Raw genomic sequence first — 14,807 nt, 5'->3', positions numbered from 1 at the left:
CGCAGGAGGAAGTGTTTGCACGCATTGTCGTCGCAAAAAAAACCGGCAATGCCAGGCATTGCCGGTGCAGTACGTCAAAAAGGGATTAGTGCTTGATGACGTCGGCGCCGAACCACTTCTGGGCGATTTCAGCAGCCTTGCCGTCCTTCTTCATTTCGGTCAGCACGTCGTTGACCTTGTTGCGAGTGGCTTCGTCGTCCTTGCGGAAGCCCACACCGTAGTCTTCGGTACCGAAGTCCTCGGCCAGCACCACGTAGTTGTCGGGCTTCTTGTTGACGTAGTAGCGACCCACCACCTCATCCACCACCACCACGTCCAGACGGCCGGCTTCCAGGTCCATCATGGCAGCGATGTTGTCGCCGAAGAGCTTGGTTTCCTTGAACTTGTCCGACAGTTCCTTGTCCTTGGTCAGGGCGGTCACGGCGCTGGAGCCTTCCTGGGCCCCCACGACCTTGCCGACCATGTCAGCCTTGCCCTTGATGGGCGAGCCAGCCTTCACGATGATGATCTGCTTGTTCACCATGTAGGGATCGGAGAACAGGATCTTTTCCTTGCGTTCTTCCAGAATGGTCAGACCGTTCCACAGAGCGTCCACGCGCTTGCCCAGCAGCTCGGCTTCCTTGGCATTCCAGTCGATGGGCTTGAACTGCACTTCGATATTGGCGCGCTTGGCCACTTCACGGGCCATGTCGATATCGAAACCGACCAGCTCGTTCTTTTCGTCACGGAAACCCATGGGCGGGAAGTTGTCGTCCAGGCCCACCACCAGCTTGGCAGCAACCGCCGCAGGAGCGGGCGCAGGAGCTGCAGCGGTGTTGCTTGCGGGCTCGTTCTTGCCGCAGGCAGCCAAAATTGCAGTCAGGGCCACCGAGGCCAGCAGGGTACGTTTTTTCATGGCGTCAAAATTTGAAGTGGAAAAAGCGGAGGCAGCAGGCTTTGTCTCCCGTCCGGGGCCACCGCAGCCGCTCCGAAGCCGGGCTGCCGCCAGCGCCGAATCCGCTATTGTCGCGCAGACGGGACAGAACGTCACTCGCCGGTCGCAAAACCATCACGACTTACGCAAAACAGGTTCAGGCACGACGGTTTCCTCAGAGGGCAGGCCGTTGTTGCATTCTTGTCGGCGCAAATCCTCATCATGTGCAGGCTTGCCAAACTCCACACCATGTCACCACCGTCACCCGACACCAGCCAGCTCCCCGCCGCCTTGCAGCAGGCCTATCGCAGCGCGCTCTACCGGGTCGATGCCGCCCAGGGCGCTGTCGCACAGACGCTACGCGCAGGCGAACACAACGACTGGCTCGGGCAACAGCTGGGACGGCAGCTCATCCAGGCCGCCTGCTATCTCACGGCCTGCAATCCCTGGGGACAGATCCTGGAGCCGGCGGAGAACGCCCGCCGCATGCGCGCCCTGCGCCAGGCGCTGGACAGCGAGGGCTGGCAGTATCTGGACGGCTGCGGCCAGGACCCCCTCGGCCATTGGCCCGCGGAAGACAGCGTGCTGATCTGGGGCATGGATGCCGGCACTGCCCTGCAATGGGGCCGGCACTGGCAGCAGAACGCCGTGCTGTGGAGCGATGCCGACGCCCGCCCCCGGCTTCTGTGGCTGCGCTGACTTTTTTGATAGCACATTGCGCTTTACAGCAATCAAAAAACTATTGAAATCTATCTGAATTCCATTTAAGACAGGCGCTTGCAGCTACCAAAAACAAAAGGCATTCCGGGGAATGCCTTTTGTGTGTTGACCCGCTGTGAATGATCAGCGAGGCAGTTCGCTGGCGCCCATCAGGAACTCGTCCACGGCACGCGCGGCCTGGCGGCCTTCGCGAATCGCCCACACGACCAGCGACTGGCCGCGGCGGATGTCGCCGGCTGCGAACACCTTGGGCACGCTGGTGGCATAGCCGCCGATGAAGTCGGTGCTGGCCTTGGCGTTGCCGCGTGCATCCTTGTCGACGCCAAAGGCTTCGAGCACGGTGGCAACCGGGTTCACAAAGCCCATGGCCAGCAACACCAGATCGGCAGGCCAGACCTTTTCCGTGCCGGGCACTTCGCTCAGCTTGCCGTCCTTGAACTCGACCTGGACGGTGGTCAGGCTCTTGACCTTGCCCTTTTCGCCGCCGAATTCCTTGGTCGAGATCGCGAACTCACGCACCACGCCTTCGTCGTGACTGGACGAGGTACGCAGCTTGATCGGCCAGTAAGGCCAGACCAGGGGCTTGTTCTCCTGCTCGGGCGGCATGGGCATGACCTCGAACTGGGTCACGCTCTTGGCGCCATGGCGGTTGGAGGTGCCTACGCAGTCGGAGCCGGTGTCGCCGCCGCCGATGACGATGACATGCTTGCCGTCGGCACGGATCTGGCCCTTGAGCTTGTCGCCCGCATTGACCTTGTTCTGCTGGGGCAGGAATTCCATCGCGAAGTGCACGCCTTCCAGATCGCGGCCGGGCACCGGCAGATCACGCGACTGCTCGGAGCCGCCGGTCAGCAGCACGGCATCGAACTCGGCGTTGAGCTGCTCGGGGCTGATGGTTTCCTTGGCCCAGTTGGTGACCTTGGAATCCTTGCCCAGACCGTCCTTGCCGGCGATCAGCACGCCGGTGCGGATCTTCAGGCCTTCGGCCACCATCTGCTCGACACGGCGGTCGATCAGGCCCTTGTCCAGCTTGAAGTCGGGGATGCCGTAGCGCAGCAGGCCGCCCACGCGGTCGTTCTTCTCGAACAGGGTCACGTCGTGGCCGGCGCGCACCAGCTGCTGGGCCGCTGCCATGCCTGCAGGGCCGGCACCGACCACGGCCACCTTCTTGCCTGTCTTGTGCTTGGACGGCAGGGGCTTGACCCAGCCTTCGCTCCAGGCACGGTCGATGATGGAGTGCTCGATGGACTTGATGCCGATGGCGTCGCCATTGATATTGGCCACACAGGCAGCTTCGCAGGGCGCGGGGCAGATGCGGCCCGTGAACTCGGGGAAGTTGTTGGTGCTGTGCAGCGTGGTGATGGCGTTCTTCCAGTCACCCTGGTACACGAGGTCGTTGAAGTCCGGAATGATGTTGTTGACCGGGCAGCCGTTGTTGCAGAACGGCGTGCCGCAGTCCATGCAGCGTGCAGCCTGCACCTTGGCCTGATCGGTCGTCAGGCCGATGACGAATTCCTTGTAGTGCTTGAGACGTTCCGCAACGGGGGCATAGCCCTCTTCGATGCGCTCGTATTCCATGAAGCCGGTGGTCTTTCCCATGATCTTTAATCCTTGAAATCTGTGTTCGCTTGCAGTGCGGTGGCCGCCTGGCCGCCACCGCTTCGAGCCATGTTTACTTGGCGGCTACTGCTTCTTTTTGAGGAGCTGCTGGCGCTTTCGCAGCTTGCTTTTCCTTCTGTTTGCGTTCAAAGATCTCGCCGAGTGCACGCTGGTACTCGGTCGGGAACACCTTGACAAACTTGGCACGCGCTGCGGCCCAGTTGTCCAGCAGATCACGGGCACGCTTGGAACCCGTCCAGCGGCTGTGAGCCTCCACCATATTGCGCAGCTGCTGATCGTCGCTCTGGCCGCGGTGCCAGATGCCGGGATCGACACGCGAGACAAACTCGTCGTGCGGCAGCACCTTCTCCAGCTTCACCGAAGCGGTGTTGCAACGCTCGGCAAACTTGCCGTCCTCGTCGTAGACATAGGCCACGCCGCCGCTCATGCCGGCCGCGAAGTTGCGACCGGTCTTGCCCAGCACGACCACGGTACCGCCGGTCATGTATTCGCAGCCGTGGTCACCCACGCCTTCGACCACCGCCGTGGCGCCGGACAGACGCACGGCAAAGCGCTCGCCGGCCACGCCGCTGAAGAAGGCTTCACCGCTGGTGGCGCCGAACATCACGGTGTTGCCCACGATGGTGTTGGTGGTGGTCGAGCCACGGAACTCATGGCTGGGATGCACCACCACACGGCCGCCGGACAGACCCTTGCCGGTGTAGTCGTTGGCTTCGCCGCTGAGGTTCAGCGTGATGCCGTTGCACAGGAAGGCACCGAAGGACTGGCCGCCCGTACCTTCAAAGTGGATACGGATGGTGTCGTCTGCCAGGCCTTCGGCGTGATGCTTGGTCACCGCGCCCGAGAGCATGGCACCGACGGAGCGGTTGACGTTGCGCGCCACTTCCATGATGCGCACCTTCTCGCCGTTTTCGATGGCGGGCTTGCAGCGCTCGATGAGCTTGACGTCCAGCGCCTTGTCCAGCAGGTGATCCTGGCTTTCCACATGGTAGCGGGCCACGTCGGCAGGCACTTCGGGCTGGGCGAACAGGCGGCTGAAATCCAGGCCCTGAGCCTTCCAGTGCTCGATGCCCTTGCGGGTGTCGAGCAGGTCGGAGCGGCCGATCAGGTCGTCGAACTTGGCGATACCCAGCTGGGCCATGATCTGGCGCACTTCTTCGGCGATGAAGAAGAAATAGTTCACCACATGCTCGGGCTTGCCGGTGAACTTGGCACGCAGCACAGGGTCTTGCGTGGCCACGCCCACGGGGCAGGTGTTGAGGTGGCACTTGCGCATCATGATGCAGCCTTCCACCACCAGCGGAGCCGTGGCAAAGCCGAACTCGTCGGCTCCCAGCAGAGCGCCGATGATCACATCACGACCGGTCTTCATCTGGCCGTCGGCCTGCACACGCACACGGCCGCGCAGACGGTTCAGCACCAGGGTCTGCTGGGTCTCGGCCAGGCCAATTTCCCAGGGACCGCCAGCATGCTTGATGGAGGACCAGGGCGAGGCACCGGTGCCGCCGTCGTGACCGGCGATCACCAGGTGGTCGCTCTTGCACTTGGTCACGCCTGCGGCGATCGTGCCCACACCGACTTCAGACACCAGCTTGGTGCTGATGCTGGCGTGCGGAGCCACGTTCTTCAGATCGTGGATCAGCTGTGCCAGGTCTTCGATCGAGTAGATGTCATGGTGGGGAGGAGGCGAGATCAGGCCCACACCGGGCACCGAGTGACGCAGTGCACCGATGTAGTCGGAGACCTTGCCGCCGGGCAGCTGACCGCCTTCACCGGGCTTGGCCCCCTGAGCCATCTTGATCTGGATCTGGTCCGAAGAGGCCAGATATTCGGCAGTCACGCCGAAACGACCGGACGCGACCTGCTTGATCTTGGAGCGCAGCGAGTCGCCGGCCTGCAGTTCGATATCGGACTCGACCTTGTCCTTGCCGATGATGGAAGCCAGGGTTTCGCCCTTGCTGATGGGGATCCCCTTGAGCTCGTTGCGATAGCGCTTGGGATCTTCGCCGCCTTCGCCGGTGTTGCTCTTGCCGCCGATGCGGTTCATGGCCACAGCCAGCGTGGCATGGGCTTCGGTGGAGATGGAGCCCAGCGACATGGCACCCGTGGCAAAGCGCTTCACGATTTCCTTGGCCGACTCGACCTGGTCCACGGGAATCGCCTTGGCGGGATCGAACTTGAACTCGAACAGGCCGCGCAGCGTCATGTGGCGCTTGGTCTGGTCGTTGATCAGCTGGGCGTATTCCTTGTAGGTGCTGAAGTTGTTGGCACGTGTGGAGTGCTGCAGCTTGGCGATCACGTCAGGCGTCCACATATGCTCTTCGCCACGGGCACGCCAGGCGTACTCGCCGCCGGCATCCAGCATGGTTTCCAGCACGGGGTCGTCGCTGAAGGCAGCCTCGTGGTTGCGGATGGTTTCCTCGGCAATCTCGAAGACGCCGATACCTTCCACACGGCTGGCCGTGCCCGTGAAGTACTTGTCCACGGTCTCGCTGTTCAGGCCCACGGCTTCGAACAGCTGGGCGCCGCAGTAGGACATATAGGTGGACACGCCCATCTTGGACATGATCTTGGACAGCCCCTTGCCGATGGCCTTCACATAGTGATAGATGGCCTTGTCGGCAGTGATGGGCGCAGCTTCGCGGCTGAAGATGTCGACCAGGGTCTCCATCGCCAGATAGGGATGCACGGCTTCAGCGCCATAGCCGGCCAGCACGGCGAAGTGATGCACTTCGCGGGCCGTGCCAGTTTCCACCACCAGACCGGCGGTGGTGCGCAGACCTTCACGCACCAGATGCTGGTGGATGGCGGACAGAGCCAGCAGCGCAGGGATGGCCACTTGCGTGGCGCTCATGTTGCGGTCGCTGATGATCAGGATGTTGGCACCGCCCTTGATCTCGTCCACGGCGTGGGCGCACAGCGAGGCCAGCTTGGCTTCCACGCCCTGCTTGCCCCAGGACAGCGGGTAGGTGATGTCGATCGTCGAGCTCTTGAACTTGCCGTTGGTGCGCTTCTCGATATCACGCAGCCTGGCCATGCCTTCGAAGTCGAGCACGGGCTGCTGCAGCTCCAGGCGCATGGGCGGGTTGACCTGGTTGATGTCCAGCAGGTTGGGCTTGGGACCCACGAACGACACCAGCGACATCACGATCGCTTCGCGGATCGGGTCGATGGGGGGGTTCGTCACCTGGGCGAACATCTGACGGAAGTAGTTGTAGAGCGGCTTGTTCTTGTCGGACAGCACGGCCAGCGGGCTGTCGTTGCCCATGGAGCCAATGCCTTCCTCGCCCTTTTCGGCCATGGGGGTCAGCAGGAACTTGATGTCTTCCTGCGTGAAGCCGAAGGCTTGCTGGCGGTCCAGCAGGGACAGCTCGGTCTTGGCTGCGGGTGCCTTGAAGTCGGCGGGGATTTCCACCTCGTCGAGCTTGATGCGCAGGTTCTCGATCCACTGCTTGTAAGGCTTGGTGTTGACGACGTTGGCCTTGAGCTCTTCGTCTTCGATCATGCGCCCCTGCTCCAGGTCGATCAGCAGCATCTTGCCGGGCTGCAGGCGCCACTTGCGCACGATCTTGCTATCGGGCACGGGCAGCACGCCGGCTTCGGAAGCCAGGATCACCATATCGTCATCGGTGATGCAGTAGCGCGAGGGACGCAGGCCGTTGCGGTCCAGCGTGGCGCCGATCTGGCGGCCATCGGTGAACACGATGGAGGCGGGGCCGTCCCAGGGCTCGATCATCGCCGCGTGGTATTCATAGAAGGCGCGGCGGCGCTCGTCCATGGCTTCGTGCTGCTCCCAGGGCTCGGGAATCATCATCATCACGGCCTGGCTGATGGGGTAGCCGGCCATGGTCAGCAGTTCCAGGCAGTTGTCGAAGGTGGCGGTGTCGGACTGGCCGGCAAAGCTGATGGGATAGAGCTTCTGCAGGTCTTCGCCCAGCACGGGAGAGGCCATCACGCCTTCGCGCGCCAGCATCCAGTTGTAGTTGCCGCGCACGGTGTTGATTTCACCGTTGTGGGCCACATAGCGGTAGGGGTGGGCCAGAGGCCACTCGGGGAAGGTGTTGGTGGAGAAACGCTGGTGCACCAGACCGATGGCCGAGACGCAACGCTCGTCGGCCAGGTCGCGGTAGTAAACGCCCACCTGGTCGGCCAGCAGCAGGCCCTTGTAGACCACGGTGCGGCTGCTCATGCTGGGAACGTAGTATTCCTTGCTGTGCTTGAGGCCCAGGTTCTGGATGGCGGCCGAAGCCGTCTTGCGGATCACGTACAGCTTGCGCTCCAGCGCGTCCTGCACGATGACATCGGCACCACGGCCGATGAAGACCTGGCGCAGGATGGGTTCCTTTTCCTGCACGGTGGGCGACATGGGCATGTCGCGGTTCACCGGCACATCGCGCCAGCCCAGCAGCACCTGGCCTTCGGCCTTGATGGCGCGCTCCATCTCCTGCTCGCAAGCCAGGCGCGAAGCATGCTCCTTGGGCAGGAAGATCATGCCCACGCCATATTCGCCAGCAGGAGGCAGAGCCACGCCCTGCTTGGCCATTTCTTCGCGGTAGAGCTGATCGGGAATCTGGATCAGGATACCGGCGCCGTCGCCCATCAGAGGGTCTGCGCCCACGGCACCGCGATGGTCGATGTTTTCGAGGATCTTCAGTGCCCCCAGCACGATGTCATGGCGCTTCTGACCCTTGATATGGGCCACAAAGCCCAGACCGCAGGCATCGTGTTCGTTGCTCTTGGAGTACAGACCGTGGTCCTGGAGATACTTGATCTCGGCAGCAGTCGTCATGGGGAATCCTCTTATATCAATCGCGGGGAACGCAAGATTACGACATGACATGAAGTTATGCAATAAGTATTAATTGGGGTCAGATTCCAATTAATTCCCAACTTTTTTTATTTGCATTTAATTAGGGACACATAAAAATCGAAAAAAGCCATCCAATAAAAACAAGGCGTTGGAACAGCTCCCTAGCCCTCGTGCACCGAAGCTGTGCGTGCAGAAGGCCTGCCAGCCTTCTGCCGCTTCACGCGTCTCTCGGTTTTTTGTTGCAAATCTTCAATGAAATCAGGCTCGCCCAGAGCCCAGCCACGCAGTGCGGCATGGCTGATCTGCGCCTGGGTATCGGCATCCAGGCCGGCCTCCACGGCCCTGACATAAGCAGCATCCCGGGCAAAGGGCGTGTTGCCCAGAGCCCAGAAAAGCGCGTGCGGGCTGATGAGCGCATCGCTTTGCAGGCCTGCGTTGTGCGCATAGCTGGACCAGGGCCAGTCCACCGCGCGCTGCACCAGCCCGTCGCGCACAGGGTTGAGATCCATGGAGACCATGGTGGCCATCAGCCATTGCTCGGCCTGCAGCACGGTGCAGCGGTAGCGCCCCTCCCAGAGGGTGCCGGTACGCCCGTGCCGATTGTTGAAGTAACGCACATAGCTGCGCCCCACGGCCTGCATGAACTGGGGCACGCCCTGCTCCGTCCTGGGCGTCAGCAGCAGATGGAAGTGATTGGGCATGAGCACATAGGCATGCACATCGACCTCGAAGCGCCGCGCCATCTCGCGCATCAGATCCAGCATGACCAGGCGATCCTGCGCGTCCACGAAGATCTCGCCGCTGTTGTTGCCACGCTGGATGATGTGGTGCGGCATGTTTGCCAGCGTGAGACGGGGAAGACGGGCCATGGAGCGGACTCGGACAGGGGCGACAGGGAAGGCGTTTCGGTCATTATGAAGCGTCGCGCCAGGGCCGACGCCTCCTCATCACAGATGCATGCGGCCCGAAGCACTCAGCAACTGGCTGATGTGGCGCGTAGCAGCCAGCAGTTGCGGCAGCAGCCGCTCGCGCATCATCTGCTCGCTGGTGCGGTTGGCCTGACCACTGATGTTGAGCGCCGCCACCGTCTGGCCGCGCGCATTGCGTATGGGAGCGGCAATCGAGATCAGGCCCTCCTCCAGCTCCTGATTGAGCAGGGCCCAGCCCTGCTCGCGCACGCGGGCAATCTCGGCATACAACGCGTCGTCGCCGGTCAGCGTGTGGCGCGTGAAGGCGCGCTGCTCGCGCCGGGCCATCAGCGCCCGCAGTTCATCGGGGGGCAGCGCTGCCAGCAGCACCCGGCCCATGGATGTCCAGAAAGCAGGCAATCGCGAACCCACTCCCAGGTTGGTACTCATGATCTTGTGTGTATGCACGCGCAGCACATAGACCACGTCCAGACCTTCGAGAACGGCGGCCGAGCATGACTCCTTGACCTCGTCCACCAGCGCCTCCATGGCCGGCTCGGCCAGATTCCACAATGGCGTGGAGCTCAGATAGGCAAAGCCCAGATCCAGGATGCGCGGAGTGAGTGCGTAGTACTTTCCGTCGCTGCGCACATAGCCCAGCGTCTGCAGCGTCAGCAGGATGCGCCTGGCACCGGCACGTGTCAGACCCGTGGCGGCAGCCACCTCGCTGAGCGTCTGCTCCGGCGCCCTCGCACTGAACGAACGTATGACTTCCAGCCCCCGGGCAAAGGACTGCACATAGCTGTCGCCGGGCTTGAGCGGAGCCGCTTCGGCTTCTCCAGGGGTTTTCCCTGATGTGGTTTTTACAGTCTCCATTTTCCTCATCCTTTCCTACAATTCTTTTAGCGAACAAATGTTCTATATGCGAACATTTTAGCGCCAATAGCGCAAGTCTTTGTATAGAAAATTGGAGACACCCATGATCAACAAGATCGCCGACTCGGTCGCTCAGGCCCTGTCCGGCATTCAAGACGGCTCCACCGTGCTCATCGGCGGCTTCGGCACCTCGGGCATCCCCGGCGAGCTGATCGACGGCCTGATCGCCCAGGGTGCACGCGAGCTCACCGTGGTCAACAACAACGCCGGCAATGGCGACACCGGCCTGGCCGCCCTGCTCAAGACCGGCCAGGTACGCAAGATCATCTGCAGCTTCCCGCGCCAGGTGGACAGCTGGGTCTTCGACGAGCTGTACCGCAGCGGCAAGATCGAGCTCGAACTGGTGGCCCAGGGCAATCTGGCCGAGCGCATGCGCGCTGCCGCCGCAGGCATTGGTGCTTTCTTCTGCCCCACGGCCTATGGCACCGAACTCGCCAAAGGCAAGGAAACGCGCGAGATCAACGGCAAGCACTATGTGCTGGAGTACCCGATCCATGGCGATGTGGCGCTGATCAAGGCAGAAAAAGGCGACCGCTGGGGCAATCTGACCTACCGCATGTCGGCGCGCAACTTCGGCCCCGTGATGGCCTCGGCCGCCAAGTTCACCGTGGCCACCGTGCATGACATCGTGGAACTCGGTCAGCTTGATCCCGAATCCGTGGTCACCCCGGGCATCTATGTGAGCCAGGTGGTGAAGATCGAGCGCGTGGCCACCCAGGCCGGCGGCTTCAAGAAGGCGGCCTGAGCCAGCCAAGGTCCAGCAAGGAGATACAAGCGTGAGCTATCAAAAACGAAGCAAGGACGAACTGGCCCTGCGCGTGGCCCAGGACATTCATGACGGTGCCTATGTGAATCTGGGCATAGGCCAGCCCACCCTGGTGGCCAACCACATCCCCGCAGGACGCGAAATCGTGCTGCAAAGCGAGAACGGCATTCTGGGCATGGGCCCGGCACCGGCGGCCGGCTCCGAAGACTACGACCTGACCAATGCCGGCAAACAGCCCGTGACCCTGCTGCCCGGCGGCAGCTATTTCCACCATGCCGACAGCTTCGCCATGATGCGCGGAGGCCACCTGGACATCTGCGTGCTCGGAGCCTTCCAGGTTTCGGCCACGGGCGACCTGGCCAACTGGAGCACCGGCGAGCCCGGCGCCATTCCCGCCGTGGGCGGAGCCATGGACCTGGCCATTGGCGCCAAGCAGACCTGGGTGATGATGGATCTGCTCACCAAAAAGGGAGAGAGCAAGGTCGTGGCCCAGTGCAGCTACCCGCTGACCGGCCTGGGCTGCGTCAAGCGCATCTATACCGATCTGTGCACCCTGGCATGCACACCCGAGGGGCTGCGCCTGATCGACAAGGTCGAAGGCCTGGAGCACGCCGAACTTGAACGCATCGTGGGCCTGCCCATCGCGGCCTGAACTTCAGGCCCATCCAGCCTGCACCAGAAGCTCAATTTTCATAACGGAGACATGCCATGAGCAACCAGAACCAAGCCTTTATCTGCGACGCCATCCGCACCCCCTTCGGTCGCTACGGCGGCGCGCTGTCCAGCGTGCGCACCGATGATCTGGGCGCCCTGCCCATCAAGGCGCTGATGCAGCGCAACCCCAATGTGGACTGGACTGCCGTGGCCGATGTGCTCTATGGCTGTGCCAACCAGGCAGGCGAGGACAACCGCAACGTGGCCCGCATGTCGGCGTTGCTGGCTGGCCTGCCCATCGATGTGCCCGGCGCCACCATCAACCGCCTGTGCGGCTCGGGCCTGGACGCTGTCGGCACGGCCGCGCGTGCCATCAAGTCCGGCGAAGCCCGCCTGATGATTGCCGGCGGCGTGGAAAGCATGAGCCGCGCGCCCTTCGTCATGCCCAAGGCCGAGTCCGCCTTCAGCCGCAACAATGCCGTCTACGACACCACCATCGGCTGGCGCTTCGTCAACAAGCTGATGAAAGCCCAGTTCGGCGTGGACTCCATGCCCGAGACTGCCGAAAACGTGGCCGACGACTTCAGGATCGAACGCGAAGCCCAGGACCGCATGGCCCTGGCCAGCCAGGAAAAGGCAGCGGCAGCGATTGCTGCCGGCCATCTGGCACGCGAGATCGTGCCCGTATCCATCGCCCAGAAGAAGGGTGACCCCATCGTCGTGAGCCAGGACGAGCACCCCCGCGCCACCACCATAGAGGCACTGGCCAAGCTCAAGGGCGTGGTACGCCCCGATGGCACGGTCACGGCTGGCAACGCCAGCGGCGTCAACGACGGTGCCTGCGCCCTGCTGCTGGCCAACGAGGAAGCGGCCAGCCAGTATGGTCTGGTGCCGCGCGCCCGCGTGGTCGGCATGGCCGTGGCCGGCGTCGCGCCACGCATCATGGGCTTCGGCCCCGCTCCTGCAGTGCGCAAGGTGCTGGCCCAGACCGGCCTGACTCTTGACCAGATGGATGTCATCGAGCTCAACGAGGCCTTTGCCGCACAAGGCCTGGCCGTGCTGCGCGATCTGGGCATTGCCGATGACGACCGCCGCGTCAACCAGTGGGGCGGCGCCATCGCTCTGGGTCACCCCCTGGGCGCATCGGGCGCCCGCCTGGCCACCACGGCCGTGAACCAGCTCCATACCCTGGGCGGCCGATACGCGCTGTGCACCATGTGCATCGGCGTGGGCCAGGGCATTGCCGTGGTGCTCGAACGCGTCTGATCCCGACTGCGGCAGGGACCGGCCAAGCCCGGCCTGCTGCCGCACCCCTGCCTCTCACACCAAAACAACGACCGCTGGAGTGCAGCTCTTTTCGGAGCTGCGCCACCGCGGCAGCCCGCGCCCCGGCCACTGGCCGGCGGTGTCTTGCCTTTTTCCGGAGACCCAGATGTCCAATTCCCTTTCCCTGTCTCGCCGCCGCAGCCTGCAGACCCTGGCAGCAACCGCCCTGTTCGCTCTGGGCACCGCTCCCGCCATGGCCCAGACGCCCTATCCCAACAAGCCCATCACCATGATCGTGCCCTTCTCGGCCGGCGGCACGACCGACATCCTGGCGCGCGTGGTGGGTCAGGCACTGAACACCGAACTGGGCCAGAGCATCATCATCGACAACCGTCCCGGCGCAGGCGGCAATATCGGCGGTCAGGCCGCTGCACGCGCAGCCGGCGACGGCTACACCCTGTTCATGGGCACGGTGGGCACGCACGCCATCAACGAAGCCCTGTACAAGAAGATGCCCTTCGACCCGGTCAAGGACTTCGCCCCTCTGACCCGGGTTGCCAACGTGCCCAATCTGCTGGTCGCCCACCCCAGCCAGCCCTTCAAGACGGTCAAGGAAATGATGGCCTATGCCAAGGCCAATCCCGGCAAGCTGAACTTCGGCTCCTCGGGCTCGGGCAGCTCCATCCATCTGTCGGGCGAGCTGTTCAAGTCCATGACCCGTCTGGACATGGTGCATGTGCCCTACAAGGGCAGCGCGCCGGCCATCACCGACCTGCTGGGCAACCAGATCGCCATCATGTTCGACAACATGCCCTCGGCCATCCAGCATGTGCGCTCGGGCAAGCTGCGCCCCATCGCCGTGACCACGGCCAAGCGCTCGCCCGAGCTGCCCGATGTGCCCACCGTGGCCGAAGCCGGCGTGCCCGGCTACGAGGCAACCTCCTGGTTCGGTCTCTTCGTGCCGGCCAAGACACCGGCCGACATCCAGCAAAAACTGCATGCCGCCATCGCCAAGGTGCTCAAGGACCCCGCCGTGATCAAGAAGATCAACGACCAGGGCGGCGAAGTCGTGATCGACACCCAGGACGGCTTTGCCAAGTTCATCGACGCCGAAACCAAGAAGTGGGGCAAGGTCGTCAAGGACTCCGGCGCCAGCGTCTGAGATCCAACACACCCCCTGAGCCGCTGCGCGGCTTCCCCCGTGGCACGGCGCCCTCTCCTTCGGGAGGGGGACGACAGCCTCGCTGGTGCAGCCCCCGCTGCGGGACGGCCCTTGCTGGCTGTCCCTGGCTTGGTCCACGCCAGTTTCATGCGCTGCTGCGCGCTCTACTTCACGCATCGTCTGCAAGCCTGTATGACCACCTCCCTACTCTCCACCGCCACCGGCGATTTCCGCATTGATCTGCAAGGCCCTGCCGATGCCCCCATGCTCGTGCTGTCCAACTCCCTAGGCACCACGCTGGAGATGTGGGATGCACAGGCAGCCGCCCTCCGCAGCGAATTTCGCGTACTGCGCTACGACACGCGCGGGCATGGCGCCAGCGTCTGCAACGACGGCCCCTACAGCTTTGACCAGCTGGGCCGCGATGTGCAGGCCATCCTCGACGCGCTGCAGGTGCAGCAGGCGCATTTCTGCGGCATCTCCATGGGCGGCCTGACCGGTCTGTGGCTGGGTGTCAATGCCGGCCAGCGCCTGCGCAGCCTCACCGTGGCCAACAGCGCCGCCAGGATCGGCGTGGAGTCGGCCTGGCTGGAGCGAGCCGCCCAGGTGCGCGCCAGCGGCGCAGCCGGCATGCAGGCCCTGGCCGAATCGTCGCCCGGCCGCTGGTTCACGCCCGGCTTTGCGGCTGCCCAGCCCGCCGTGGTGCAGCGCGCCCAGGGCTGGATCGCCGGCATCGCGCCCGAAGGCTATGCCAGCTGCTGCGAAGCACTGGCCCGCGAAGACCTGCGCGCTGCGATTGCCGCCATCGCCACGCCCACGCTGCTGCTGGCCGGCGCCCACGACCCCGTGACCACAGTGGCCGATGCCCAGGCCATGCAGGCCGCCATCGCGGGCTCGCAGCTGGTCGAGCTGCAAGCCTCGCACCTGTCCAACCTGGAGGCGCCCCAGGCCTTCGAACAAGCCCTTGCCGGCTTTGCACGCCAGCACTGACCGACGCCGCGACGACCGGCTGCCCGCATCCGGCAGCGGCCGCCACGGCCTGTGATACGGAG

The 14,807-nt window shown here is 63.6% G+C and carries 11 protein-coding genes; 6 read left to right on the top strand and 5 right to left on the bottom strand.

Going from position 1 to position 14,807, the window contains the following annotated elements; all coding sequences use genetic code 11:
* Positions 1-85: 85 nt before the first annotated feature.
* Entirely contained in the window at positions 86-895 is an 810-nt protein-coding gene (locus tag FSY59_RS05865; protein WP_003058680.1) for an amino acid ABC transporter substrate-binding protein, read from the bottom strand.
* A 267-nt stretch (positions 896-1,162) separates the two neighbouring features.
* Between FSY59_RS05865 and FSY59_RS05860 the strand changes: the two genes are divergently transcribed.
* Entirely contained in the window at positions 1,163-1,612 is a 450-nt protein-coding gene (locus FSY59_RS05860) for a DUF3293 domain-containing protein (RefSeq protein WP_043370888.1), read from the top strand.
* Between the two features lie 144 nt (positions 1,613-1,756).
* Here FSY59_RS05860 and FSY59_RS05855 read toward each other — a convergent pair whose 3' ends face one another.
* The 4 genes from FSY59_RS05855 to FSY59_RS05840 form a co-directional block, all read right to left on the bottom strand.
* Positions 1,757-3,232 carry a glutamate synthase subunit beta gene (locus FSY59_RS05855; RefSeq protein ID WP_003058685.1) on the bottom strand — a complete coding sequence of 492 codons (1,476 nt, stop codon included), beginning with the start codon at positions 3,230-3,232 and terminating at the stop codon, positions 1,757-1,759.
* Positions 3,233-3,305: 73 nt separating this feature from the next.
* On the bottom strand, positions 3,306-8,042 hold the full coding sequence (locus FSY59_RS05850) for a glutamate synthase-related protein (RefSeq protein WP_043370887.1): 4,737 nt from the start codon (positions 8,040-8,042) through the stop codon (positions 3,306-3,308).
* Positions 8,043-8,224: 182 nt separating this feature from the next.
* The gene (locus FSY59_RS05845) at positions 8,225-8,932 is read right to left on the bottom strand and encodes a transposase (RefSeq protein WP_148728660.1); all 708 of its coding nucleotides are present in this window, start codon (positions 8,930-8,932) and stop codon (positions 8,225-8,227) included.
* Between the two features lie 78 nt (positions 8,933-9,010).
* On the bottom strand, positions 9,011-9,847 hold the full coding sequence (locus tag FSY59_RS05840; protein WP_050871718.1) for an IclR family transcriptional regulator: 837 nt from the start codon (positions 9,845-9,847) through the stop codon (positions 9,011-9,013).
* A gap of 103 nt (positions 9,848-9,950) precedes the next feature.
* On the opposite strand from FSY59_RS05840, the gene FSY59_RS05835 reads away from it, so the two are divergent.
* The 5 genes from FSY59_RS05835 (at position 9,951) to pcaD (ending at position 14,745) form a co-directional block, all read left to right on the top strand.
* On the top strand, positions 9,951-10,652 hold the full coding sequence (locus FSY59_RS05835) for a 3-oxoacid CoA-transferase subunit A (protein ID WP_003058692.1): 702 nt from the start codon (positions 9,951-9,953) through the stop codon (positions 10,650-10,652).
* Between the two features lie 31 nt (positions 10,653-10,683).
* Positions 10,684-11,325, top strand: coding sequence for a 3-oxoacid CoA-transferase subunit B (locus tag FSY59_RS05830; protein WP_003058693.1), 642 nt, complete (start codon positions 10,684-10,686; stop codon positions 11,323-11,325).
* Positions 11,326-11,381: 56 nt separating this feature from the next.
* Positions 11,382-12,593, top strand: coding sequence for a 3-oxoadipyl-CoA thiolase (gene pcaF / locus FSY59_RS05825; protein ID WP_043370885.1), 1,212 nt, complete (start codon positions 11,382-11,384; stop codon positions 12,591-12,593).
* A 166-nt stretch (positions 12,594-12,759) separates the two neighbouring features.
* The gene (locus FSY59_RS05820; protein ID WP_003058695.1) at positions 12,760-13,755 is read left to right on the top strand and encodes a tripartite tricarboxylate transporter substrate binding protein; all 996 of its coding nucleotides are present in this window, start codon (positions 12,760-12,762) and stop codon (positions 13,753-13,755) included.
* Between the two features lie 192 nt (positions 13,756-13,947).
* Positions 13,948-14,745, top strand: a complete 798-nt coding sequence (gene pcaD, locus FSY59_RS05815) for a 3-oxoadipate enol-lactonase (protein WP_148728659.1) — start codon at positions 13,948-13,950, stop codon at positions 14,743-14,745.
* Positions 14,746-14,807: the final 62 nt, after the last annotated feature.

It is taken from the genome of Comamonas sp. Z3, assembly GCF_008121565.1.
Classification (GTDB): Bacteria; Pseudomonadota; Gammaproteobacteria; order Burkholderiales; family Burkholderiaceae_C; genus Comamonas; species Comamonas brasiliensis.
Note: the sequence above shows the minus strand (reverse complement) of the source record. Positions and strands in the feature narration are given on the sequence as shown.

Bases quoted from the DNA above. Each gene is read 5' to 3' on its own strand.
- FSY59_RS05860 (WP_043370888.1), top strand. From the start codon at position 1,163: ATGTCACCACCGTCACCCGACACCAGCCAGCTCCCCGCCGCCTTGCAG.
- pcaF (WP_043370885.1), top strand. From the start codon at position 11,382: ATGAGCAACCAGAACCAAGCCTTTATCTGCGACGCCATCCGCACCCCC.
- FSY59_RS05850 (WP_043370887.1), bottom strand. From the start codon at position 8,042: ATGACGACTGCTGCCGAGATCAAGTATCTCCAGGACCACGGTCTGTAC.
- FSY59_RS05845 (WP_148728660.1), bottom strand. From the start codon at position 8,932: ATGGCCCGTCTTCCCCGTCTCACGCTGGCAAACATGCCGCACCACATC.
- FSY59_RS05820 (WP_003058695.1), top strand. From the start codon at position 12,760: ATGTCCAATTCCCTTTCCCTGTCTCGCCGCCGCAGCCTGCAGACCCTG.
- FSY59_RS05865 (WP_003058680.1), bottom strand. From the start codon at position 895: ATGAAAAAACGTACCCTGCTGGCCTCGGTGGCCCTGACTGCAATTTTG.
- FSY59_RS05840 (WP_050871718.1), bottom strand. From the start codon at position 9,847: ATGGAGACTGTAAAAACCACATCAGGGAAAACCCCTGGAGAAGCCGAA.
- FSY59_RS05835 (WP_003058692.1), top strand. From the start codon at position 9,951: ATGATCAACAAGATCGCCGACTCGGTCGCTCAGGCCCTGTCCGGCATT.
- FSY59_RS05855 (WP_003058685.1), bottom strand. From the start codon at position 3,232: ATGGGAAAGACCACCGGCTTCATGGAATACGAGCGCATCGAAGAGGGC.
- pcaD (WP_148728659.1), top strand. From the start codon at position 13,948: ATGACCACCTCCCTACTCTCCACCGCCACCGGCGATTTCCGCATTGAT.